This window comes from Methylobacterium oxalidis, from assembly GCF_007992195.1.
Taxonomy (GTDB): domain Bacteria; phylum Pseudomonadota; class Alphaproteobacteria; order Rhizobiales; family Beijerinckiaceae; genus Methylobacterium; species Methylobacterium oxalidis.
This window is the reverse complement of sequence record NZ_BJZU01000033.1, coordinates 1-20,925: the sequence shown is the minus strand read 5'-3', so window position 1 is coordinate 20,925 and position 20,925 is coordinate 1. Positions and strand designations below refer to the sequence as shown.

Here is a 20,925-nt window from a genome sequence, read left to right as displayed (position 1 = left end):
GGTCCGGGCCGGGGCGCGCGGGCGGGACGGCCGCCCTCCCCTCAGCCATTGCGGGCGCCGTCGAGGTAGAGGTCCGGCGGCAGGGCCTTGGCGTCGCCGACGAGGCGCTCGCCGCCGAGCCGCGCCAGCGTCGCGTAGATCGTCTCCGCGTCGTCGCGCTCGGTGGCGATCGGCCGGCGCGGGGTGCCGGCGAGGAAGTTGCGCTTGAGCGCCTCGAAGGTGGCGTCGTCCTCCGCCGCCATCAGCGGGCGCACCAGCGTCCAGGCGGAGGGGTCGCTCGCCAGAACCTCCTTGGCGGCGGCCGAGGCCCGGGCGAAGCCCTCCACGGCCGCCGCCTTGTCCCGCACCGTGTCGCCCTCGAACAGGTAGCCGATCAGCGCCACCGGGCCCTTGGCGCCGAAGGCGCGCATGATGTCGTCGGCGCTGATCAGGCGGCGGTAGCCCTTGGCCTCCAGCCGCGCGCAGTAGGTCCAGTAGAGGAGCGCCGCGTCGAGCTCGCCCGCCTCGAGCTTCTGCATCAGCAGCGGCGGCGCGCCGTAGGCGATCCGGGCCGCGCTCTCGAGATCGAGGCGCGCCGCCTCGCGGGCCTGGGCGCGCAGCAGCACCCAGTTCTTGTCGAGCGCGCCGCCCGCCACGCCGAGGCGCTTGCCGGCGAGGTCGGGCAGGCCCTTGATCGGGCTGTCGGCGGGCACCATCAGCGCGCCCTCCGTGGTGGAGTAGGGCACGAACTTCACCCCCCGCCCCTCGGTGCGCAGGCGCGCGGCCCAGATCAGGTCGCCCACGATGGTGTCGAGCTGGCGGCCCTGGAAGGCGATGCGGGCGGCGTCGTTGCCGGCGAGCTTCACCGTCTCCAGCGTGAAGCCGTTCGCCGCGTCGAGCCCGCGCGCCCTGATGATCGCCGCCTCCCAGGAGGCGGTCCCGAAGGGCAGCACGCCGATGCGGATGGTCTCGCCCGCCGCGGCGCGGGCGGGCGGGGCGAGGCGCGGGCCGAGGGTCGCGGGCAGGGACGAGAGCGCCGCCGTCGCGAGCAATGCGCGCCGTGACAGCATGGCGCTGGTCTCCCCGTGTCTTGCCGGAACTGCCTGCCCCCGCGGCGCGGATCGGGCAATCCCGTTTCCGAAGTCCTTACGGCGTCGCGCCCCGCCCGTCCACAGGGGGCGCCTGTGTGCTTTTGACCGAGAGGCGGCGGCGCGGGGCCGCGCCCCTCCCTTGCGCGGGGCGCGGCGCGGGCGCAGGGTCGTGGCCTTGCGAGGGTCGCGGGGACGCGGCGAGGGAGGCGGCGATGACCGAGCGGCGCGAAGGTGTTCTTGACGATGACGTGATCGTCGAGCGGCTGAAGGCCGAGCTGCCGCACTGGCGCTACGAGGACGGCTGGATCCGCCGGACCTACAAGACCGCGGGCTGGAAGAGCACGCTCATGGTCATCAACACGGTGGGCCACCTCGCCGAGGCCGCCTGGCACCACCCGGACCTCACCGCCTCCTACGCCTGGGTCGAGGTGCGGCTCGTCAACCACGCCGCCAAGGGCGTGACCGAGAAGGACTTCGCCCTCGCCCGCAAGATCGAGGATGTGGTGGGCTGGCAGCCCGGCACGGAGGGCGGGGCGCTCGAGGGCACGCCGACCGACCAGCGCTTCGCCTACATCAAGTACGACCGCTGAGGGCGCCCTAGCCCGGCTCCCTCACCCGGCGGCACTCGGTCTTGAGGTAGGTCGTCCTGCCGACCTCCTCGCTGAGGTCGGTGCGGGCGATGATCTCCTGCCAGCCGCTGGCGCAGCCGAGCTCGTTGGCGACCCGGACCTTGCGCACCTCGATCGCCCGCTCGTCCGTGCAGGCTTCCTGGGGCAGTCCGCTGGCGCAGACCAGGACGACGGCGATGAAGGTGTTCATGCGGGGGCTCTCGCGTGTGCCGGACCGGGGATGGGGCGCGCCCGCCCTCAGCCCACCTCTACGATCCGAAGGGGGTCGAAGTTTCTGCCCTCCACCGGGTTCGCCACCCAGCGGCAGCGGCCGAGCCGCAGGTCGTGGCCGGCGTGGAAATGGCCCGAGACCCAGATCTCCGGCCGCTCGGCGTCGGGGAGGTCGTCGAGCACGGTCGTCGCGTAGAAGGCCGGCACCCACCAGGGCACGCCGGGCGCGTCGCGGAAGGCGTCGGCCGCCAGCGGGCTCGCCGGGTGGTGGGTCACCGCGACCGTCGGGCCGTCGTGGGGGACGCGGAGCGCGGCGAGGAGCGCGGCCCGCTCGGAGGCGTGCGCGGCCATCGCGTCGGCGGGCTGCCAGGGCGTGCCGTCCGCCTTGCGGATCGAGCCGCGGTACTCCCGCGAGCCGGTGACGGGATCGGTCATGCGGGCGGCCGCGTAGGCGACCGGGTCGTCCGGCCGGTCGGGCGTCTCCGCGGTGAGCCAGCGCCCGGCGAGCGACCAGTCGCTCCACAGGGTCGCCCCGACGAAGCGCACGCCCCCGATCACCGTGGCGGCGCCCGCCCGCAGCAGGCGGATGTCGGCGCCCGCCGCGTTCAGGCGGGCGATCTCGCTCTCGAGGGCGGCGAGGAGCTCGGGCGCGGTGCGCCCGTCGCCGGTCGGCGCGTAGTGCTCGTGGTTGCCCGGCACGAGCACGATCGGCCGACCCTCCGCGAGAGCGCCGAGCGCGGCGAGGCCGCGCTCCGGATGCCCCTCGTGGAGGTCGCCCGCGCAGACGAGCACGTCGAAGGGCGCGCCGGGCCGCGGGATCACCTCCGCCCGGCGGCGCTCCAGGTGCAGGTCGGAGATGGGGAACAGGCGCATCGTCGCTCTCACGGTCCCGCCGCCTGCGCGGCGCGCCGCTCGGCCCGGGCGGCCTTGAGGATGTCGTGGGCGGAATCCGCGTTGAGGATCGCGATGCCGGCCGCCGCCGCGAGGTCCGGCCAGGGCGAGGCCCAGAGGGCGGTGACGAGCCCCGCCGCGATGATCGCGAGGTTGGCCGCCGCGTCGTTGCGGGCCGAGAGGTAGGCCGCCCGCGTCAGGCTGCCCGCCCCGTGCCGGTGCCGAGCGAGCATCATGGCGCAGGTCAGGTTGACGGCGAGCGCCCCGAGGCCGGTCAGCGCCAGCGGCAGGGGCGCGGGGGCCGCGAGGTCCGAGAACTTCTCGTAGGCCGCGTAGGCGGTGGCGAGGGCCGGCACGAGCAGGATGCCCGCCATCACGGTGCCGAGGCGGGCCCGGTTGCGCAGGCTCCAGCCGAGGCCGGCGAAGATCAGGAGGTTGATCGCCGCGTCCTCCAGGAAGTCGAGGCTGTCGGCGATGAGCGCCACCGAGCCGATGGCGAGGGCGACGGCGATCTCGACCCCGAAATAGGCGAGGTTCAGCCCCGCCACGCGGGCGACGACGGGACGCAGGGCGGGCGCGGGCGGAGCGGTCACGGGCAGGTCGGCGTCCGGCGCTTCGGGAGAAGCCTCGGCCTGCACATGGCTCAGCCGCGGGCTCCCTGTCGAGGCGGAAATTTTCAGCCCCCCGATACTGGATTCCGCCGCCCGCCTGTGCGAGGCGACAACACGACCTGCGCCGTATCGCGGCGACGACGAGAGAAGCGGGAGGCCGAGGATGTTGCCCGAGCTGCGCGTTCTGTACTTCGAGGATCTGGAAGTCGGGCTGTCCGAGACGCTGACCAAGGTGATCGCCTCCTCCGACGTGGTGGGCTTCGCCGAGATCACCGGCGACCGCAACCCGATCCACCTCTCCGAGCACTTCGCGGCCCGCACGCCCTTCGGCACCCGCATCGCCCACGGCCTCTACACGGCGGGCCTGATCTCGGCGGTGCTCGGCACCCGCCTGCCCGGCCCGGGCGCGGTCTACATCAGCCAGACCCTCAACTTCCGCGCCCCCGTGCGCATCGGCGACACCGTGGACGTCACCGTGACGGTGGCCGAGCTGGTGCCCGAGCGCCGCCGGGCGCGCCTCACCTGCACCTGCTCGGTGGCGGGCGAGGTCGTCCTCGACGGCGAGGCGCTGGTGAAGGTGCCCAAGAAGGAGGAGGCCGACCCCCTCGCCGTGCGCATGGGCGGCAGCCCGACGGCCTGAGGCGCCGCCGCGGCCGGAGCGCCGGCCGACCGCCCCGCCATGGTCTCGACCATCCCCCTCGACGATCCCGGCGACCCGCGCCTCGCCCCCTACGCGGCGATGCGCGAGCGCGACCTCGTGGGCCGCGCCGGGCGCTTCATCGTCGAGGGCGAGGTGACCCTGCGCCTGATGCTCTCGGGGCGGGCCCGCTTCGCCGTCGAGTCCGTGCTGCTCGCGCCCGAGCGCCTGCCGGGCCTCGCCGCCGCGCTCGAGGCCCACGCCGCGCGCCACCCCGCCCCGCCGCCGGTCTACCTCGCCTCCCGCGCCGTGATGGGCGCGGTGACGGGCTTCCCCATCCACCGCGGCGTCCTCGCGGTGGGGGTCCGGGGCGCGGAGGCGCCTCCCGACGCCCTGGTGCCGCCCGCGCCCGCCCCCGCCCTGGTGCTCGGCCTCGCCGGGCTGACCAACCACGACAACGTCGGCGGCCTGTTCCGCAACGCCGCCGCCTTCGGGGCCGACGCGGTGCTCCTCGACGCCGCGACCTGCGACCCGCTCTACCGCAAGGCGATCCGCGTCTCGGCGGGCGCGGCGCTCGCCGTGCCCTTCGCGCGCTTGGCCGCGGGCGCCGACTGGCTCGCGCTCGCCGCGTCCCTCGGCCTCGCCCCCGTCGCCCTCTCGCCCGGCGGGGCGGAGACCCTGGCCGACCTGCCCGCCCTGCCCCGGGCGCTCCTGCTGCTCGGGACCGAGGGGCCGGGCCTGCCGGCGGGCGTGATCGCGCGGGCGCGCGGCGTGCGCATCCCGATGGCGCCGGGCTTCGATTCCCTCAACGTGGCGACCGCGGGCGCCATCGCGCTCCACCACCTGCGCGCGGCCAAGGCCGCGCCTGCACGCGACCCGAGCGCGGCCCAGGCCGCGCCTGCACGCGACCCGAGCGCGGCCCAGGCCGCGCCTGCACGCGACAAAGAGTGACAATTGCCGATGACGCCGCGGCTCCTAGCTTCCACGGTCTAGCTTGACCGGACACCGCGCGCCGCGCCCCTCGCGGGCTTCGGCGCTCCGGTCGGGCTCGGGATCCGCACCGGCGGGGAGGTTCGAGCGTTGCTGCAGTCACGGGACGGCCTCCGGGCGCTCTCCGGACGCCGGGTGGTCATCGTCGGCGCCGGCCCCGGCGGGCTGGCGACCGCCCTTCTCCTGGCGCGCGCCGGCATCCACGTCACCCTGTTCGAGAAGGACGAGGCCGTGGGCGGCCGCACCCGGACCGTCTCGGCGCCGGGCGGCTACCGCTTCGACATCGGCCCGACCTTCTTCCTCTACCCCCAGATCCTGGCCGACATCTTCGCCTCCTGCGGCGAGCGCCTGGAGGACCACGTCCGCCTGGAGCGGCTCGACCCGCAGTACCACCTCGTCTTCGAGGGCGAGGGCGGCATCTCCGGCGAGATCCGCGCCACCGCCGACATGGATCGGCTGGAGGCCGAGATCGCCCGCATCGCGCCCGCCGACGCGCGGAACGTCCGCCGCTTCTTCGCCGACAACCGGACCAAGCTGAAATTCTTCAAGCCCGTGCTGGAGCAGGCCTTCCACCGCTTCCGCAGCATGGTCTCCCCCGCCATGCTCGCCGCCCTGCCCTACCTGCATCCCGGCCGCAGCGTCGACCGCGACCTCCAGCGCTACTTCGCCGACCCGCGGGTGCGCCTCGCCTTCTCGTTCCAGACCAAGTACCTCGGGATGTCGCCCTTCCGCTGCCCGAGCCTGTTCACGATCCTCTCGTTCCTCGAGTACGAGCACGGGGTCTACCACCCGGTCGGCGGCTGCGGCGCCGTCTCGGAGGCGATGGCGGGGCTCGCCCGCCGCATGGGCGTCGACATCCGCCTCGGCACCGGGGTCGACCGGGTCCTGTTCGAGGGCAAGCGCGCCTGCGGCGTGGTGGCGGGCGGCGAGACGATGCGGGCCGACGCGGTCGTCATCAACGGCGACTTCGCCCGCGTCGTGCCGGCCCTGGTGCCGGAGGCGCGGCGGCCGCGCTGGCGCGACCCGAAGGTGGCCAAGGCCCGCCTCTCCTGCTCGACCTTCATGCTCTATCTCGGCCTCGAGGGGCCGATGCCCGCCGCCCTCGGGCACCACACGATCCTGCTCGCCCGGGACTACGCCCGCAACATCCGCGAGGTCTCGGACGGCATCCTGCCGATGGAGCCCTCGGTCTACGTCCAGCACGCGGGCTTCACGGACGGGGGCATGGCGCCGCCCGGCCACACCGCCCTCTACGTGCTGGTGCCGGTGCCGAACCTGAAGGCGGGCATCGACTGGGAGGCGGTGCGCCCGCGCTACCGCGCGCTGGTGCTGGAGCGGCTGAAGCTCCTCGGCCTCCACGACCTCGAATCGCGCATCCGCTACGAGCGCATCGTCGACCCGACCGGCTGGCGCGACGACTTCGCGGTCCACGAGGGCGCCACCTTCAACCTCGCCCACGACCTGATGCAGATGCTCTACTTCCGGCCCCACAACCGCTTCGGGCCCGGCCTCTACATCGTCGGCGGCGGCACGCATCCGGGCTCGGGCCTGCCCGTGATCTACGAGGGCGCCCGCATCTCGGCCCGCCTGCTGATCGAGGAACTGGCCGGCGCCCGCCTCGGCGCCGGCGAGGCCGGCCTGCCCGAGACGGCCCCGCTCGCCGCCGGGGGCGAGGCCACGTGAGGGGGGCGGGAGCCCTCGGCGCCGCCGCCCTGCTGCTGGCGGCCGGCCTCGCCCCGGGAGGCGCCCGCGCCGCCACGATCGAGGTCGAGATCGACGGGATCGAGCCGGGCGGCGGCCGGGTCTTCGTGGCCCTGTGCCAGGGCGGCCTCTCGGAGGCCGCCTGCCGCGACGGGGACAGCGCCCGCGCGGCCGGCTCCCGACAGCGCTTCGTCCTGCAGGACGTGAGCCCCGGCACCTACGCGCTCGCGGCCTTCCAGGACCTCGACGGCGACGGCCGCCTCGACCGGACCCCGCTCGGCCTCCCGCTGGAGCCCTACGCCTTCTCGGGCGAGGGCGGGCGCGGCGCGCGGCCCGATTTCGCCCGCGCCGCCTTCGCGGTGCGCGAGCCCGGCCTCGCGATCCGGGTGCGCCTCTCGCGCGCCCTGCCGCCCCGCTGAGACCCGCGATGCCGCCCGGGCAGAGGCCGGAGCCGTCCGCACCCCTCGCGCAGGTGGCGGGCGCGACGCTCTCCCTCGGCGGGCGCCGGATCCTCGAGGGGGTCGACCTCGCGCTGGCGCCCGGCGAGATCCTGGCGCTGCTCGGGCCGAACGGGGCCGGCAAGTCCTCGCTGATGCGCCTCGTGGCGGGCCGCCTCGCGCCGGATTCCGGGACCGTGCGCGTCGCGGGGGCCGACCCGTTCCGCCGCGGCGCGGCCCGGCGCGCCATCGGCTGGGTGCCGCAGGAGATCGCCCTCTACCCGCGGCTGACGGTGGCCGAGAACCTCGGCGTCTTCGCCGCGCTCGCCGGCCTGCGCCGGAGCGCGCGCGCCGCCGCGCTCGCCCGCGCTCTCGACCGGACGGGCATCGCCGCGGTGGCCCGGACCCCGGTGGGCCAGCTCTCCGGCGGCTACCAGCGCCGGGTCAACATCGCCGCGAGCCTGCTCGGCGAGCCGCGCCTCCTCCTCCTCGACGAGCCGAGCGCGGGGGTCGACCTCGCCGCCCGGACCGCGATCCACGCGCTGCTCGCCCGGCTGCGGGACGAGGGCGCGGCGATCCTCATCGCCACCCACGACTTCGCGGAGGCCGAGCGGCTCGCCGACCGCGTCGCCTTCGTCGGGCACGGCCGCATCGTCCGCGAGGGCCCGCTCGGGGGCCTCCTGGCGCGGATCCGCTCCGGCCCGCCCGAGCACGAGGTGGTGCTGACCGAGGCGCCCGACCGGGCGGCGGAGGCGGCGCTTCGGCGCTTCGGCTTCGCGCCGGGCGGCGAGGCGGGGCCCGCCCTCGCCTGGCGGGCGGCCGGACGGGTCGGCCACGGGCTCGACGGGGCGGCGCTCCTCGGCACCCTGCGGGCGCAGGGCGTGCCGGCGGGCGAGGTGCGGGTGCGGACGCCCGGCCTCGAGGCGCTCTACCGCCAGGCGCTCGAGCCCGCCGGCCCCGTGCAGGCGGCGAGCCTGCCGCGCGTCGCGAGGGCGGCCCGGTGATCGGCGCCGCCTTCCGCGTCATGGCCCTCAGCCTGCTGCGCGACCGCGCCGCCCTGGTCATGGCCTTCGTGCTGCCGACCGTGATCTTCTCGATCTTCGCGGCGATCTTCTCCGGCGCCATCGGCGACCGCATCCGCATCCATGTCGGCCTCGCCGACCTCGCGCGCACGCCGACGACCGAGCGCCTCGCGGCCGCGCTCTCGGCCGAGCCGAGCCTGCGCGTCGAGCGCTTGGGCCCGGCCGGCATTCCGGAGGCCGTGGCCGCGGTGCGCCGGGGCGCCGTCGACGTCGCCCTCGTCCTGCGCGGCGACCTCGCCGCCCCGCCGGCCGGCGCCGATCCCGGCCAGCCGGTGGTGCTCGTCGAGAACCCCTCGAAGGCGCTCGCCACCCCGATCGCGCTCGGGCAGCTCCAGCGCGTCCTCAACGACGCCCTGCCCGACGTCGTGCTCTCCCGCGTGGTCGCGGACGTGGAGCGCACCGGCAAGATCGGGCCGGACGAGCGCGCCTTCCTCGACCAGGCCTTCGCCGAGCAGCGCGCCCGCAAGGAGCCGTTCTCCTTCGCCTCCCTCGTCGAGCGGCGGAGCACCGCCTCGGGGCTCGCCAACGAGCGCGTGGCCTACTACGCGGGCGCCATCACCGCCGTGTTCCTGCTGTTCGCCGCCATGCAGGGGGCCATGACCCTGGTGGAGGAGCGCCAGTCCGGCCTCGCCGACCGGCTGACCGCCGCGCCGGGCGGGCTGCCGGTGATCGTGCTCGGCAAGTTCGGCTTCCTGACGCTGCAGGGCCTCGTCCAGGCGGGGCTGATCTTCGCCGCCGCCGCCCTCCTCTACGGGGTCGAGATCGGCCCGCGCTGGCCGGCCTGGCTCGCCACCTCGCTCCTCGTCTCGGCGATGGCGGCGGGGCTCGCCCTGGCCGCCTGCGCGGCCGCCGCCACCCGCCAGCAGGCCCACCTCGCCGCGACCTTCGGCGTCCTCCTGCTCTCGGCCGTCGGCGGCAGCATGGTGCCCCGCTTCCTGATGCCGCCCTGGCTGCAGGAGCTCGGCTGGTTCACGCCGAACGCCTGGGCGATCGAGGCCTACCAGGGCGCCCTCGGCGAGGGCGCCCGCGCGGCCCTGGCGGCCTGGGGCGTCCTCGGCGCGACGGCGGCGGCGGGGCTGGGGCTGGCGCTCCTGCTCGTGGCGCGGAAGCCGGCCTGATGGCCGCCCGCGCGACCCGCCACCGCGTTGACCGGGCTCGGTCCCGGACTAGCTTTGCAACGGGGGCGCAGCCCGCGCCGCGCCCCGGGGAGTGACACCGACATGCATTCCGGATCCTCGGTCGCCGTCATCGGCTCCGGTCTCGGCGGGCTCGCCGCCGCCTGCGTGAGCGCCGCCCGCGGGCACCGCGTCACCCTCTACGACAAGAACGACTGGCTCGGCGGCAAGGCCGCGGTGCTGCACGAGGGCGGCTTCCGGTTCGACATGGGGCCGACCATCCTCACCGTTCCGCGCGTGCTGGAGCGGATCTTCGCCGAGGCCGGCCGCGACGTGCACGACTACCTCGACCTGCGCCGCCTCGACCCGCAATGGCGCTGCTTCTTCGACGACGGCAGCCGCATCGACCTGATGCAGGACGTCGAGCGGATGGCCGCCGACATGGACCGCTTCGTGCCCGGCGCCGGCGCCGGCGAGGGCTACCGGCGCTTCATCGGCATCTCCGAGCACCTGCACGACGTCTCGAACCGGTTCTTCTTCTGGAAGCCCGTCGAGGACCTGTTCGACACGATCAACATCCGCGCCAACATGAACCCGGGCACGCTGCGCGACGTGCTCTCCCTGCGCATGCACGCCTCCGTGGCGAGCACCATCCGCGGCAAGGTGAAGGACGCCCGCCTCGCCCAGATGCTCGACCACTTCGTGCAGTATGTCGGCTCCTCGCCCTACGGGGCGCCGGCCGTGCTCTGCGCCATCGCCCACATGCAGACCGCCGAGGGCGTCTGGTACCCGATGGGCGGCACGCGGGCGGTGGCCGAGGCGCTGGCCAGGCTCGCGGGCGAGCTCGGCGCGACGCTCAAGCCGGCCTCCGAGGTGAGCGGGCTCTCCGTGGAGAACGGCGCCGTCACGGGGCTGACCACGCGCGAGGGTTTCGCCCCCTACGACGCGGTGATCTCGAACATGGACTCGGTGCGCACCTACCGGGAGCTCGTCGGCGGCGAGGTCGGCCGCTCCTACGAGAAGAAGAGCTTCGAGCCCGCCTGCTCGGGCGTGGTCCTCTATCTCGGGTTGAACAAGCGCTACGAGCACCTGAACCACCACGACTTCGTCTTCTCCCGCGACCCGGAGGAGGAGTTCGACTTCATCTACAACAAGGGCGAGCCCGCCCCGGACCCGACCGCCTACCTCGCGGCCCCCTCCTCCACCGACCCCTCGGTGGCGCCGGAGGGCGGCGAGGCGCTCTACGTGCTCGTGCACACGCCCTACCTGCGGCCGCACCACGACTGGTCGACGATGTTCCCGGCCTACCGCCGCACCATCCTCGACAAGCTCAAGCGCACCGCGCACATGCCCGACCTCGAGGAGCGGATCGTGGTGGAGCGCCACCTCACGCCGCAGGACATCCACGAGCGCTACAAGGTCCTCAACGGCGCCATCTACGGGCTGGCGAGCCACGGCCGGGTGATGGGCGCCTTCAAGCCCGGCAACCGCTCCCGGCAGGTGCGCGGCCTCTACCTCGCGGGCGGGGCCGCCCATCCGGGCCCCGGCATGCCGATGGTGATGATGTCGGGCTGGATCGCCGCCGACGCGCACGACGCGGATGCCCGCGGCGAGGTCCGCAAGACCGCCTGACCCGCCGGTCGCGGCTGCCATGAACCCGCCCGCGCCCGGTCCGTTGAACCGGAGGGCGCGGGCAAGCCCGAGGGCGAGAGCGTGCCGGACGCGTCGATGGAAGCCAGGATGCCGAGGCGGCGCGGGGTGGCCGGGCCGGGGCCGGTCTCGCCGCTCCTGTGGCGCTTCATGGTCGCCTATTTCGACCGCTTCCTGAGGCGCCACCTCAACGCGCTGCGCCTCGCGCGCTGGGGCCGGCCCGACCGGACGGCCCATCCCGGCCCCATCGTGGTCTACTGCAACCACCCGGCCTGGTGGGACGCCGCGACCCTGATCCTGCTCGCCGCCCGCCTCTACCCCGGCCGCACGCACCACGCGCCCTTCGACGCGCGGGCGCTCGAGCGCTACGCCGTGTTCCGCCGCATGGGCGCCTTCGGGGTCGACCTCGAGACGCCGCGCGGCGCGGCCCAGTTCCTGGCCGCCTCCCGGGCGATCCTGAGCCGGCCCGGGCGCATGCTGTGGATCACCGCGCAGGGGCGCTTCTCCGACGTGCGCGCCCGGCCGCTCGCCCTGCGCCCCGGCGTGGCGCGGCTGCCCGAACTCGCCCCCGACGCCCTCGTCGTGCCGCTCGCCCTCGACTACGCCTTCTGGGAGGAGCGCGGGGCCGAGGCCTTCGCCGCCTTCGGGACGCCGATCCCGGCCGCCGACCTCCTCGCCCTGCCCCGGCCCGAGCGCCTCGCCCGGCTCGAGGCCGCGCTCGCCGCCACCCTCGACCGGCTGAGCGCCGACGTGATCGCCCGCGAGCCCGCCCGCTTCGTCTCCCTCGTCTCCGGCGCCAAGGGGGTCGGCGGCGTCTACGACCTCTGGCGCCGGCTGCGGGCGCTGACCGCCGGGCGCCGCTTCGACCCGGCCCACCGCCCCGGCAGCGGGGCCGGACAGCCATGATGCTCGCCCTCGCCCTCCTCGCCCTCGCCCTCGCGCTGCTGCCGGCCCTGCTGGCCGCCTCGAACCTCACCCTCCTGCGCACGCCGGAGCCCGAGGCGGGCCGCACCCTCGTCTCGATCCTGATCCCGGCCCGCAACGAGGCGGCCAACATCGCCGCGACCGTGCGGGCGGCGCTCGCGAGCGCGGGCGTGCCCGTCGAGGTGCTGGTCGGCGACGACCACTCCACCGACGGCACGGCCGCCCTGGTGCGGGAGATCGCCGCCGGCGACCCGCGCCTGCGCCTCGTGCCCGTGCCGAGCCTGCCGGAGGGCTGGACCGGCAAGAACCACGCCTGCGCGCACCTCGCCGCCAAGGCCCGGGGCGAGCACCTCCTCTTCATCGACGCCGACGTGCGGCTCGAGCCCGATGCCGCGGCGGCGCTCGCCGCGCACGCCCGCCGCACGGGCTCGGCGCTGGTGAGCGGGGTGCCGCGCCAGCGCATGGAGACCCTGGGCGAGCGCCTCACCGTGCCGATGATCAACTTCCTCCTGGCCGGCTACCTGCCGGTGGCGCTGATGCGCGCCTCCCTGCGCCCCGCCCTCGGCGCGGCCTGCGGCCAGCTCGTCCTCGTCGCCCGCGACGCCTACGCGGCCGCGGGCGGGCACGGCGCCATCCGCTGGAGCCTGCACGACGGCGTCCACCTGCCCCGCCTGCTGCGGCGCTCCGGCCACCGCACCGACCTCGTGGCGGGCTACGCGCTCGCCACCTGCCGGATGTACGCGGGCTTCGCCGAGGCCTGGGCCGGCTTCTCGAAGAACGCGCACGAGGGCATGGCGACGCCCCGCGCCCTGCCGGTCTGGACCCTGCTCCTGTTCGGCGGGCAGGTGCTGCCCTGGCTCCTCGTCCTGGCCGGCCTGTTCGGGCTCGTGCCCGGCACGGCGCTGGCCGTGGCGCTGGCCGCGCTGATCGTCTCGCTCGCCACCCGGGCCGCGATCACGCTGATCGCCCACGAGCCGATGGCGACGATCCCGCTCCACCCCGCCGCCGTGCTGGTGGCGCTGGCCATCCAGTGGAACGTGCTCCTGCGGCGCGAGCGCGCCGGGGCGGCGGCCTGGAAGGGGCGCCGCTACACGATCGGCGCGCCTTGAGGCTCAGGCGCCGCAACCGGCCCTTGAAGCCCTGCCTGCCCGCGATAGCTCAAGGTCCGCGTCACGCGCCCGGAGGCCCCGCATGCCGATCGACCGCCGCACGATGCTCGGGGCCGCGCCCCTCCTCCTCGCCGGCTCGGGCGCCGGCGCCGCGGCGCCCGCGGGCGAGGCCGCCGGCCCGATGCCGGGCGTCTACCGCTACAGGCTCGGCGATGCGACCGTGACCGCCCTGCACGAGGGTACGCTCGGGCGCCCGCTCGACGCGGCCTTCATCCCCAACGCGCCGATCGAGGCGGTGCGGGAGGCGCTGGCCCGGGCCTTCCTGCCGCAGGACCGCCTCGACATCACCTTCACGACGCTGCTGATCGAGGCGCGCGGCCACCGCATCCTCGTCGACACGGGCTTCGCCGACAACGGGCCGCCCGGCACCGGGGGCACGCTGCGGGGCCTCGCTGCGGCGGGCATCGACCGGTCCGCGATCGACACCGTGGTGCTGAGCCACTTCCACCTCGACCACGTGCTCGGCCTGCGCCTCAAGGACGGCAGCCTCGCCTACCCGAACGCCGAGGTGCTGGTGCCGGCCGCCGAGTGGGCCTTCTGGATGGACGAGGGATTGGCCGCCCGCGCCCCCGAGCGCCTGCGCCCGAACGTCCAGGCGGTGGCCCGCATCTTCGGGCCCGGCGGCCCGAAGGCGACGCAGTACGCCTGGGACACGGAGATCCGGCCCGGCCTGACGGCGCTGGCCGCCCCCGGCCACACGCCGGGCCACACGGTCTTCCTGCTGGAGGCCGGCGCCGGCCGGCTCATGCTGATGTCGGACGTGACGAACCACCCGGCCCTGTTCGTGCGCAACCCCGACTGGTCGGCCGTGTTCGACATGGACGCGGACGCCGCCCGCGCCACCCGCCGCCGCCTGCTCGACCGGGCGGCCGCGGACCGGGTGCAGGTCGCCTTCTACCACGCACCCTTCCCCGCCACCGGGCACGTCGCGCGCGGCGGCGAGGGCTACGAGCTCGTGCCCGTGCAGTGGGGCGCCCCGACCTGACGGTCTCCTCCCGGCGCCCCGACCTGACGGGCTCCGCCCGGCGCCTCGGCCCGACGGGCTCAGCCGGGGGCCGCCCCGGTCTCGGCGAGGATCCAGGCCAGCGTGCCGGGATCGGCCTCCGCCACGTCGAGATGCAGGATGATCGGCGTTTCGTAGGGGTGGCGCTGCTTGAGGGCATCGGCGAGCGCCGCCCTCAGGCCGCTGCGGCTCTTGAGGATGGCGACGACCTCCTCGCCCCGCTCCACCGCGCCCTTCCAGGCGTAGACCGAGGCCATCCCCGGGATCACGTTCACGCAGGCCGCGAGGCGGGCGCGCACCAGCGCCTCGCCCACGGCGAGGGCGGTCTCGGCATCGGGGAAGGTGGAGTAGACGAGGTGCGCACGCTCCATGCTATGGCTCTCCCGCATTGGTGCCGCGATGAGGCGCGCGCCGGGCTCCTGCGTCAACCGCGCGGATGGTGATCGGCATGTCGCAGCGTTTCCACCGGATCGCCTTCGTCGCGAGCCCCACGCCCGATGCGCGGGCGGCCGCGGCGGCGCTGATGCGGCGCTACGACCACGTCACGCCCGAGGATGCCGACGTGGTGGTGGCGCTCGGCGGCGACGGCCTGACCCTGCAGGTGCTGCACCGCTTCATGGACCAGGCCAAGCCGATCTACGGCATGAACCGCGGCACGGTCGGCTTCCTGATGAACGAGTTCCGGGAGGACGGGCTCCTGGAGCGGCTGGAGCGGGCCGAGCGCAGCGTGATCCACCCGCTCTTCATGGAGACGCACGACACGGAGGGGCGGCGCCACGAGGCCCGGGCGATCAACGAGGTCTCGATGCTGCGCCAGACGCACCAGACGGCCAAGCTCAAGATCGCCGTCGACGGGCAGGTGCGCCTGCCGGAGCTGATCGCCGACGGGCTCCTGGTGGCGACCCCCGCGGGCTCGACCGCCTACAACCTCTCGGTCGGCGGCCCGATCCTGCCCCTCGACGCGCAGCTCCTGGCGCTGACCCCGATCTCCGCCTTCCGGCCACGGCGCTGGCGCGGCGCGCTCCTGCCGAACTTCGCGCGGATCCGCATCGAGGTCCTGGACGCCGAGCACCGCCCGGTCGCGGCGGTGGCCGACCACACCGAGTTCCGCCGGGTCTGCACGGTGGAAACCTGGCTCGACCAGGCGACCGACCTCGTCCTCCTCCACGATCCCGGCCACAGCCTCGACGAGCGCATCCTGCGCGAGCAGTTCGGCTGAGGGCGGTCCCGTCTCAGGCGGCGAGCTTCAGCCGCTGCCGGTCCGCGCGGTAGCTCGCCACGAGGGCGGCGGGGATCGTCTCCAGCACGGCTTCCGCGGCGAGGCGGGCCTCGTCCGCACGGGCTTCTTCGAAGACGTCTTCCGCGCGGGTCTCTTCCACGCGGGTCTCTTCCGCGAAGATCTTTTCCTGGCGCGACGCGGCCAGACGGGCCTGCTCCTCGCGAAAACTCGACAGGATCGCCTCGGGCAGGGCGTCGAGGACGGCGCTGACGGATTCGGGCAGCGTGGCGGCGGCCTCTCCTTCCGCGGCGAACCGGATCGCCTCAGCCTCCACGACGGCGACGGGCTCCGCCACGGTCGCGCAGTCCCGGATCTCGATCGGCTCGGGGGCGGCCGGCAGGCCCTCCGCCGGCACCGCGAGGGCCCATGTCGCTGCGTCCCGGCCGGCCGCCTCGCGGGCCTGGGCCTGCCGCCACTCGGCGGCGACGCGCTCGGCCTCCAGGCGGGCCGCCTCGCGGGCCTCGGCCTGCTCGGCGATGGCGCGGGCGACCGCGCGGGCCTCGTCGCGGGCGGCCTCGGCCTCGTAGCGGGCGAGCAGCGCCGTGACGGCCTGCATCTCGGAGAAGGGCATGTCCTCGCAGGCGGTGAGCGCCCGCTCGATCATGCGGCGGGACAGCCCGGCCCCGCTCGGGGCCGCGGCGCCGGTCCCGGCCTCGCGCCAGGCCGAGAGGGCGGCGGCGAAGGCGGGCAGCAGGGCCTGCGGCAGCCCGGCCCGGGCATGGAGGCCCGGATAGCCCCGGGCGCTGCGCACGAGGCCCGCCACCCGGGCCCGGTCGAGGCCGCTGAGATCGGACAGGGCGGCCTCGGCGAAGACCATCTCGCCCGACAGGATCGCCCGCAGCACCAGGCCGGCGTTGAGCTGGCCGCTGGTGCGCAGGTGCTGGACGACGCGGATGAGCGCCGCCGCGCCGGCCCGGGCGCAGAGGTCGAGCACCGCGCGCTCGCGCGTCTCCCGGCTCATCCGCTCGCTCCGCTCCGGCGTGAGCCAGCCGCAGGCCGTGACGAAGCCCGCGAGCGTCTCGGCGAGGCGGGCGGCCACGGCGTGGCGGACCTCCAGCGGCAGGTCGGCCCGGGCGAGCAGCGCCTCGCGCAGGGCGGCGTCGTCGCCGTGGCGCTCCACCATCCGCAACAGGCGCCCGGTGGTGATCTGGGCGGTCGGGTTCGCGGCGAGCCGGCGCAGGGTCTCCGGGCCGCCGATCTCGGCGAGCGCCCCGGCGACCGCGTGGGTCAGGTGGTGCCGGCCCGCGATGACGTGGCGGATCGCCTCGCCGCCCATGGCGGCGGCGTCGACGAGGTCGGCGTCGTTCAGGATCGGCGAGCGGGCGAGGACGAGGCCGGCGATCTCGGGCTGGTCGGCGGCGAGCGTCACCACGAGCGGGCGCGGCGCCCGGGCCGAGGCGGCGCAGGCCTCGGCGAGCGCCCGCCGCACCAGCGGCGAGGGGTCGTCGAGGAGGGCCAGGATCGCGGTCTTGGCCTCCCAGGCGGCCTCGGGGCCGAGATTGCCGTAGAGGTAGGCCCGGGCGAGCGCGGAGGCGGCCTCGGCCCGGCGGCCGGCGGAATCGTGCTGCGTCCAGGCCAGGAACTGGCGGATCATCATGGGCCGCTCCGGATCATGAACAGGGAGAGGTCGAGGGGGGCGCCCGCCCGGGGCCTGGCCGGCGCGGCGCCCGCCTGCTGGCCGGAGAACTCGGGCGGGCGGCGCGGCGGCAGCGGCACCGTGACCGGGGCGGCCGCCGGGATCGCGCCGGTCTCCGCGGGCGCGCTCGGCTCGGTGGCGGCGATCATCGCGTCGCCCGAGGAATCCGAGCGGGGGAAGTAGGTCGGGGCGGCGCGCTCGGGCCGGCCGCCGGCCCGGTCCTGCCAGAGCCGGGCGACGCCCTCCGAGACCGCGCCCTGGCGCCGGTCGGTCTGGAACAGGCTGCGCAGGCCGCCGTCGAGGGCGGCGTAGGCGGTCGCGGCCTGCGGCACGGCCGTCAGGTCGGTGGCGGCCGGGGCCCTGCCGGCGGCGGGGGCGGAGAGGAGCGCGTAGAGCTCGGAGGAGGACCGCGCCCGCCCCGAGCGCTCGTAGAACAGGCTCCGGTTGGCGGCGGCCGCCTCCGGCAGGTCGAGGGCGGCGCTGCGGGCCGGGAAGGCCTGGGCGTTGCCGATCAGGGTCGCGGCGCCCCGCGCCCCGAGGACGTGGGCGGCGTAGAGGTCGCCCGAGGTCGGCTCGCGCCCGAGGGCGGAGCCGAGCGCCTCGCGGTTCTTCTGGGTGAGCGCGCCCGCGAGCGTCGCGGCGACCTTGGGGTCGCGCCTCAGATCGAGGATCGCCTGCCGCGCCTGCCCGTCGGCCACCGTGTAGGTCCCGTCCGGGCGCGCCGTGATCGCGTCCGCGTAGGCGCCGAGGCCGAGCTTGGGCCCAGCATTCTTCATCACGCCGAGCCAGGTCTGCTCGATGAACTGGAACAGGCCGGTGGCCGTCGAGGTGCCGGCCTTGGCGGAGGGGTCGAGGGCGGATTCGCGCTGCGCGGTGGCGAGGAGATAGTCGAAGCCGACGCCGGTGCTCTGCGCCCCGTCGCGGATCGCCTCGACGACCTCCGCCGCGGCCGCGCCGCGCGCGCCCGCCGCGGCGGCCGGGGCGGTCTCGCGGGTGCTGGCGGGAGGCGTCGTGAACAGGAACATGCGGGGCCCGGTGCGGGGCGCGCCGGGGAGGATGCGGGCGCGGCGCGGGAGCCGGAACGCGCTCCCTAGGAGCCTGATCCTGTTATCGTTATGGTAAAGGAAGATTGAACGCGGGCGGCGGATCCCGGTCCCGGCGGGGGAGCGGATCCTGATCCTGCCGCATGACGTCGGCGCCGCCTTGACCCAGCCATTCCGAACAGCTATCTACGAAGTGTAGCGTTGGGCGGAGATTACGCACGTCACGCGCAACTGTACTGAAGGGCGCCCGCGGGCGCCCTTTTCATTTCGAGCTACTCTATGCAACGCGCGGCTGTATTTGTCGATGCGGGCTATCTGTTCGCGCAAGGGTCCGTCCTCCTGACGGGCACGCGACAGGGGCGGGAACACTTCTCCCTGAACATTCCGAGGGTCGTCGAGGCGTTCAAGACGACGGCAAGGGCGTCTTGCGACCTGCCGCTCCTCCGCATCTACTGGTACGATGCGATGCGCGCGGGGCGCCCCACGCCTGAGCAGGCGGCGCTGGCGGACGCCAACGATATCAAGGTCCGCCTCGGGCAGCTGAACTCCGCTGGCGAGCAGAAGGGCGTGGATGCCCTGATCATCACGGACCTCGCCGAACTCGCCCGCAATCACGCCATCACGGACGCCGTCCTGCTGTCCGGCGACGAGGACGTGCGCGTCGGCGTCGTTCTTGCCCAGCAGTTCGGGGTGCGCGTCCATCTGGTCGGCATCCACCCCGCACGGTCGAACCAGAGTCGTTCCTTGATGCAGGAGGCGGATACGACCACGGCGTGGGATGCCGCGACGGTGAGCGCATTTCTCGCCTATTCGCCACCCCTGACACCCGCGGCGGCCAGCGCGGCCTCGAGCCATTCCGGATTGGATGCGCTGATCGAACCGATCATCGCATCCCTCGAAATGGCGGAGCTGTCCGCCCTCAAGGCCCTGTTTGCGTCCTCCGGCCAAGTTCCCGCCGATCACGACAGAGCACTTCTGCGCGTCGGCCGGTCACATTACGGCCAAGCGACGCTCACGAACCCGGAGCGATCCACGCTTCGCAGCACATTCGTCCGGCTCGTTCTCGCCCGCTGATCGCCGCGGCATAGGGACGGATCCCGGTGGCGCTTGGCCGGCGACCCCCTACCCCCCGCCCTTCGGCCGGCGCATCTCGAAGCGGGCCTCCGGCGTCGCCGTGAAGTAGTCGAAATAGCCCCCGCGCATGATCGGGCGCATGGCGCCCGTGTCGACCCGGCCGTCCGCCACGAAGCGGTCGTCGATGTAGACCGAGACCACTTGCCCGATCACCAGGAAGTTTCCCGGCTCGCCCCCGCCGAGGGGCACCAGCGGCACGGTCTGCAGCCAGCGGCACTCGATCGCGGCCGGCGCCGCGGCGACGCGGGGCGGCCGCACCTTCCGCGACGGCGCGGTCGCCAGCCCCGCGAAGTCGAACTCGCTGTCGCCGCGGGGAAGCGGCGCCGAGGTGGCGTTGACCGCCTCGCGCAGGTCGAAGGTCGCGAGGTTGCAGACGAACTCGCCCCCCTCCTCCGCGAAGGTCATGGCGTCCTTCCGCCCCGAGGAGGAGAAGGCCACCATGTCGTCGGCCACCGCGTTGAAGAACGAGTAGGGCGCGAGGTTGAGCGCGCCGTCCCGGTTCATGGCGCTGATCCAGCCGATCGGCCGCGGCGCCACGAGGGCCTTGAGCGGGTTGTGCGGCAGCGTCCGGTTCTCGGGATCGTAGTGCATGGCTCGGCGCGGGCGTGGGGGCTTGAGCCCTCAGATAGGCCGGGAGCCGGCCTCCGTCAGCCCGCGGCGGCCTCCGGTCAGCCCGCGACCGCTTCCCGGCCGGGCCCGGGCGCCTCGCCGTGGATCCGCACGGCGTTGCGGCCCGCCGCCTTCGCCGCGTAGAGGGCGGCGTCCGCCTCGGCGAACAGGCTCGGGCCGGTGCCCTCCCCCGGGCCGAGGAGCCGCGCGCCGATCGAGGCGCTGACCTCAAGGAACGCGCCGTCGAGGAAAACGGGCCGGCTGAGGGCGGCGGAGGCGCGCGCCAGCAGCCGCAGGGCCTCGGCCCGTCCGAGCGGCGCGCGCAGGATGACGGCGAACTCGTCCCCGCCGATGCGCGCCACGAGCGCCGCCCCGGCGAAGGCGCGCCGCAGCCGGTCGGCCGCCGCGCACAGGCAGGCATCCCCGGCGGCGTGGCCGCGGCTGTCGTTGATCGCCTTGAAGCGGTCGAGATCGACGAGGACGAGCCCGGCGATGCCGGATGGCCCGGGATCGGCGCGGCAGCGCGCGTCGAACACGGCGCGGTTGTAGAGGCCGGTCAGCGTGTCCCGCTCGGCGAGATGACGCAGCCGATCCAGCGCCTCGCGCTCGGCGGTCACGTCCTGCTTGTAGCCGAACAGGCGGGCCGGCCGCCCGTCCGGGCCGAGGGCGAGGTCGGCGCCGATCCGGATCCAGCGCTCCTCGCCGCGCGGCGTCCGGATGCGGCTGTCGAGCGTGAAGCCGCGCCCGGTCCGGATCGCGTGCGCCCGCACCTGCTCCAGCTCGGCCCGCGACGCGCCGACGTAGCGTCCGACGATCTCGTGCCGCCGCAGCGGGGCGCCGGGCGTCAGCCCGAACAGGGCGTAGACGCCCTCGGTCCAGGTCAGCCGCTCGGAGGAGAGGTCGCATTCCCACGCGCCCATCCGGGCGAGCCGCGCCGCCTGCGCGTGCAGCCGCAGCGCGAATCCGTCATCGCCGGAAGACCCCGCCTCGTTCACCATTCCGGCCCCCGTACGGTCGCGAGCGACGGCATCGGATCCTAAGCGCGGCCGATTAAGCGCCGGTTGCCGGCGTCCGCCGGAATCCGGCGCGGGTCCCCTCTCCCGAA

At 75.2% G+C, this 20,925-nt stretch carries 22 protein-coding genes; 13 read left to right on the top strand and 9 right to left on the bottom strand.

Annotated features, from left to right (window positions below; genetic code table 11):
* Positions 1-41: 41 nt before the first annotated feature.
* Positions 42-1,049, bottom strand: a complete 1,008-nt coding sequence (locus MOX02_RS09865; RefSeq protein ID WP_147025621.1) for an ABC transporter substrate-binding protein — start codon at positions 1,047-1,049, stop codon at positions 42-44.
* Between the two features lie 233 nt (positions 1,050-1,282).
* Between MOX02_RS09865 and MOX02_RS09860 the strand changes: the two genes are divergently transcribed.
* The gene (locus MOX02_RS09860) at positions 1,283-1,660 is read left to right on the top strand and encodes a 4a-hydroxytetrahydrobiopterin dehydratase (protein ID WP_147025620.1); all 378 of its coding nucleotides are present in this window, start codon (positions 1,283-1,285) and stop codon (positions 1,658-1,660) included.
* 7 nt (positions 1,661-1,667) lie between these two features.
* On the opposite strand, the gene MOX02_RS09855 is transcribed toward MOX02_RS09860, so the two are convergent.
* The 3 genes from MOX02_RS09855 to MOX02_RS09845 are packed head-to-tail and all read right to left on the bottom strand — an operon-like array spanning position 1,668 to position 3,393.
* The gene (locus MOX02_RS09855; RefSeq protein ID WP_147025619.1) at positions 1,668-1,889 is read right to left on the bottom strand and encodes a hypothetical protein; all 222 of its coding nucleotides are present in this window, start codon (positions 1,887-1,889) and stop codon (positions 1,668-1,670) included.
* A 47-nt stretch (positions 1,890-1,936) separates the two neighbouring features.
* Complete coding sequence (locus MOX02_RS09850; RefSeq protein ID WP_147025618.1) at positions 1,937-2,782, bottom strand: metallophosphoesterase; 846 nt, start codon at positions 2,780-2,782, stop codon at positions 1,937-1,939.
* A gap of 8 nt (positions 2,783-2,790) precedes the next feature.
* The gene (locus MOX02_RS09845) at positions 2,791-3,393 is read right to left on the bottom strand and encodes a cation efflux transmembrane domain-containing protein (protein ID WP_147025617.1); all 603 of its coding nucleotides are present in this window, start codon (positions 3,391-3,393) and stop codon (positions 2,791-2,793) included.
* A gap of 181 nt (positions 3,394-3,574) precedes the next feature.
* Here MOX02_RS09845 and croR point away from each other — a divergent pair, with 181 nt between their 5' ends.
* The 10 genes from croR to MOX02_RS09795 all read left to right on the top strand — a co-directional run bounded on the left by croR (position 3,575) and on the right by MOX02_RS09795 (position 14,101).
* Positions 3,575-4,051: a 3-hydroxybutyryl-CoA dehydratase gene (gene croR / locus MOX02_RS09840; protein WP_147025616.1), complete on the top strand. Its 477-nt coding sequence runs from the start codon at positions 3,575-3,577 to the stop codon at positions 4,049-4,051.
* A 39-nt stretch (positions 4,052-4,090) separates the two neighbouring features.
* Positions 4,091-4,999, top strand: a complete 909-nt coding sequence (locus MOX02_RS09835; protein WP_147025615.1) for a TrmH family RNA methyltransferase — start codon at positions 4,091-4,093, stop codon at positions 4,997-4,999.
* A gap of 129 nt (positions 5,000-5,128) precedes the next feature.
* Positions 5,129-6,721 (top strand): phytoene desaturase family protein, encoded by a 1,593-nt coding sequence (gene crtI / locus MOX02_RS09830; RefSeq protein ID WP_147025614.1) that lies wholly within the window; start codon positions 5,129-5,131, stop codon positions 6,719-6,721.
* Positions 6,718-7,158 (top strand): DUF2141 domain-containing protein, encoded by a 441-nt coding sequence (locus tag MOX02_RS09825; protein ID WP_147025613.1) that lies wholly within the window; start codon positions 6,718-6,720, stop codon positions 7,156-7,158. The genes crtI and MOX02_RS09825 overlap by 4 nt, the downstream gene beginning before the upstream one ends.
* 8 nt (positions 7,159-7,166) lie before the next feature.
* The gene (locus MOX02_RS09820) at positions 7,167-8,180 is read left to right on the top strand and encodes an ABC transporter ATP-binding protein (RefSeq protein WP_147025612.1); all 1,014 of its coding nucleotides are present in this window, start codon (positions 7,167-7,169) and stop codon (positions 8,178-8,180) included.
* The gene (locus tag MOX02_RS09815; protein ID WP_147025611.1) at positions 8,177-9,376 is read left to right on the top strand and encodes an ABC transporter permease; all 1,200 of its coding nucleotides are present in this window, start codon (positions 8,177-8,179) and stop codon (positions 9,374-9,376) included. The genes MOX02_RS09820 and MOX02_RS09815 overlap by 4 nt, the downstream gene beginning before the upstream one ends.
* A gap of 102 nt (positions 9,377-9,478) precedes the next feature.
* Positions 9,479-11,005 carry a phytoene desaturase family protein gene (locus MOX02_RS09810; RefSeq protein WP_147025610.1) on the top strand — a complete coding sequence of 509 codons (1,527 nt, stop codon included), beginning with the start codon at positions 9,479-9,481 and terminating at the stop codon, positions 11,003-11,005.
* 108 nt (positions 11,006-11,113) lie between these two features.
* Complete coding sequence (locus MOX02_RS09805; protein WP_373866729.1) at positions 11,114-11,929, top strand: lysophospholipid acyltransferase family protein; 816 nt, start codon at positions 11,114-11,116, stop codon at positions 11,927-11,929.
* Positions 11,929-13,056 (top strand): glycosyltransferase family 2 protein, encoded by a 1,128-nt coding sequence (locus MOX02_RS09800; RefSeq protein ID WP_147025702.1) that lies wholly within the window; start codon positions 11,929-11,931, stop codon positions 13,054-13,056. The genes MOX02_RS09805 and MOX02_RS09800 overlap by 1 nt, the downstream gene beginning before the upstream one ends.
* Positions 13,057-13,138: 82 nt before the next feature.
* Complete coding sequence (locus MOX02_RS09795) at positions 13,139-14,101, top strand: MBL fold metallo-hydrolase (RefSeq protein ID WP_147025609.1); 963 nt, start codon at positions 13,139-13,141, stop codon at positions 14,099-14,101.
* Between the two features lie 59 nt (positions 14,102-14,160).
* On the opposite strand, the gene cutA is transcribed toward MOX02_RS09795, so the two are convergent.
* Positions 14,161-14,490: a divalent-cation tolerance protein CutA gene (gene cutA, locus MOX02_RS09790; RefSeq protein ID WP_147025608.1), complete on the bottom strand. Its 330-nt coding sequence runs from the start codon at positions 14,488-14,490 to the stop codon at positions 14,161-14,163.
* Between the two features lie 77 nt (positions 14,491-14,567).
* On the opposite strand from cutA, the gene MOX02_RS09785 reads away from it, so the two are divergent.
* The gene (locus MOX02_RS09785) at positions 14,568-15,338 is read left to right on the top strand and encodes an NAD kinase (RefSeq protein WP_147025607.1); all 771 of its coding nucleotides are present in this window, start codon (positions 14,568-14,570) and stop codon (positions 15,336-15,338) included.
* 13 nt (positions 15,339-15,351) lie between these two features.
* Here the strand turns inward: MOX02_RS09785 and MOX02_RS09780 are convergent, their stop codons facing one another.
* Entirely contained in the window at positions 15,352-16,995 is a 1,644-nt protein-coding gene (locus tag MOX02_RS09780; RefSeq protein WP_147025606.1) for a DUF2336 domain-containing protein, read from the bottom strand.
* Positions 16,992-18,059: a lytic transglycosylase domain-containing protein gene (locus MOX02_RS09775; RefSeq protein WP_147025605.1), complete on the bottom strand. Its 1,068-nt coding sequence runs from the start codon at positions 18,057-18,059 to the stop codon at positions 16,992-16,994. Before MOX02_RS09775 ends, MOX02_RS09780 begins: the two co-directional genes overlap by 4 nt.
* A gap of 297 nt (positions 18,060-18,356) precedes the next feature.
* On the opposite strand from MOX02_RS09775, the gene MOX02_RS09770 reads away from it, so the two are divergent.
* Entirely contained in the window at positions 18,357-19,151 is a 795-nt protein-coding gene (locus MOX02_RS09770) for an NYN domain-containing protein (RefSeq protein ID WP_147025604.1), read from the top strand.
* Between the two features lie 48 nt (positions 19,152-19,199).
* On the opposite strand, the gene MOX02_RS09765 is transcribed toward MOX02_RS09770, so the two are convergent.
* Both MOX02_RS09765 and MOX02_RS09760 read right to left on the bottom strand, forming a co-directional pair.
* Positions 19,200-19,802, bottom strand: coding sequence for a flavin reductase family protein (locus MOX02_RS09765; protein WP_147025603.1), 603 nt, complete (start codon positions 19,800-19,802; stop codon positions 19,200-19,202).
* 77 nt (positions 19,803-19,879) lie between these two features.
* A complete protein-coding gene (locus tag MOX02_RS09760; protein WP_147025602.1) occupies positions 19,880-20,818 on the bottom strand; it encodes a diguanylate cyclase domain-containing protein in 939 nt (312 codons plus the stop codon).
* Positions 20,819-20,925: the final 107 nt, after the last annotated feature.

What these genes read in the sequence shown, in the direction of transcription:
- MOX02_RS09835 (WP_147025615.1), top strand. Translation starts at nt 4,091, where the DNA reads ATGGTCTCGACCATCCCCCTCGACGATCCCGGCGACCCGCGCCTCGCC.
- MOX02_RS09775 (WP_147025605.1), bottom strand. Translation starts at nt 18,059, where the DNA reads ATGTTCCTGTTCACGACGCCTCCCGCCAGCACCCGCGAGACCGCCCCG.
- MOX02_RS09860 (WP_147025620.1), top strand. Translation starts at nt 1,283, where the DNA reads ATGACCGAGCGGCGCGAAGGTGTTCTTGACGATGACGTGATCGTCGAG.
- MOX02_RS09765 (WP_147025603.1), bottom strand. Translation starts at nt 19,802, where the DNA reads ATGCACTACGATCCCGAGAACCGGACGCTGCCGCACAACCCGCTCAAG.
- MOX02_RS09780 (WP_147025606.1), bottom strand. Translation starts at nt 16,995, where the DNA reads ATGATGATCCGCCAGTTCCTGGCCTGGACGCAGCACGATTCCGCCGGC.
- MOX02_RS09795 (WP_147025609.1), top strand. Translation starts at nt 13,139, where the DNA reads ATGCCGATCGACCGCCGCACGATGCTCGGGGCCGCGCCCCTCCTCCTC.
- MOX02_RS09855 (WP_147025619.1), bottom strand. Translation starts at nt 1,889, where the DNA reads ATGAACACCTTCATCGCCGTCGTCCTGGTCTGCGCCAGCGGACTGCCC.
- MOX02_RS09850 (WP_147025618.1), bottom strand. Translation starts at nt 2,782, where the DNA reads ATGCGCCTGTTCCCCATCTCCGACCTGCACCTGGAGCGCCGCCGGGCG.
- MOX02_RS09770 (WP_147025604.1), top strand. Translation starts at nt 18,357, where the DNA reads ATGCAACGCGCGGCTGTATTTGTCGATGCGGGCTATCTGTTCGCGCAA.
- MOX02_RS09865 (WP_147025621.1), bottom strand. Translation starts at nt 1,049, where the DNA reads ATGCTGTCACGGCGCGCATTGCTCGCGACGGCGGCGCTCTCGTCCCTG.
- MOX02_RS09785 (WP_147025607.1), top strand. Translation starts at nt 14,568, where the DNA reads ATGTCGCAGCGTTTCCACCGGATCGCCTTCGTCGCGAGCCCCACGCCC.
- MOX02_RS09800 (WP_147025702.1), top strand. Translation starts at nt 11,929, where the DNA reads ATGCTCGCCCTCGCCCTCCTCGCCCTCGCCCTCGCGCTGCTGCCGGCC.
- MOX02_RS09760 (WP_147025602.1), bottom strand. Translation starts at nt 20,818, where the DNA reads ATGGTGAACGAGGCGGGGTCTTCCGGCGATGACGGATTCGCGCTGCGG.
- MOX02_RS09805 (WP_373866729.1), top strand. Translation starts at nt 11,114, where the DNA reads ATGCCGAGGCGGCGCGGGGTGGCCGGGCCGGGGCCGGTCTCGCCGCTC.
- MOX02_RS09810 (WP_147025610.1), top strand. Translation starts at nt 9,479, where the DNA reads ATGCATTCCGGATCCTCGGTCGCCGTCATCGGCTCCGGTCTCGGCGGG.
- MOX02_RS09820 (WP_147025612.1), top strand. Translation starts at nt 7,167, where the DNA reads ATGCCGCCCGGGCAGAGGCCGGAGCCGTCCGCACCCCTCGCGCAGGTG.
- cutA (WP_147025608.1), bottom strand. Translation starts at nt 14,490, where the DNA reads ATGGAGCGTGCGCACCTCGTCTACTCCACCTTCCCCGATGCCGAGACC.
- croR (WP_147025616.1), top strand. Translation starts at nt 3,575, where the DNA reads ATGTTGCCCGAGCTGCGCGTTCTGTACTTCGAGGATCTGGAAGTCGGG.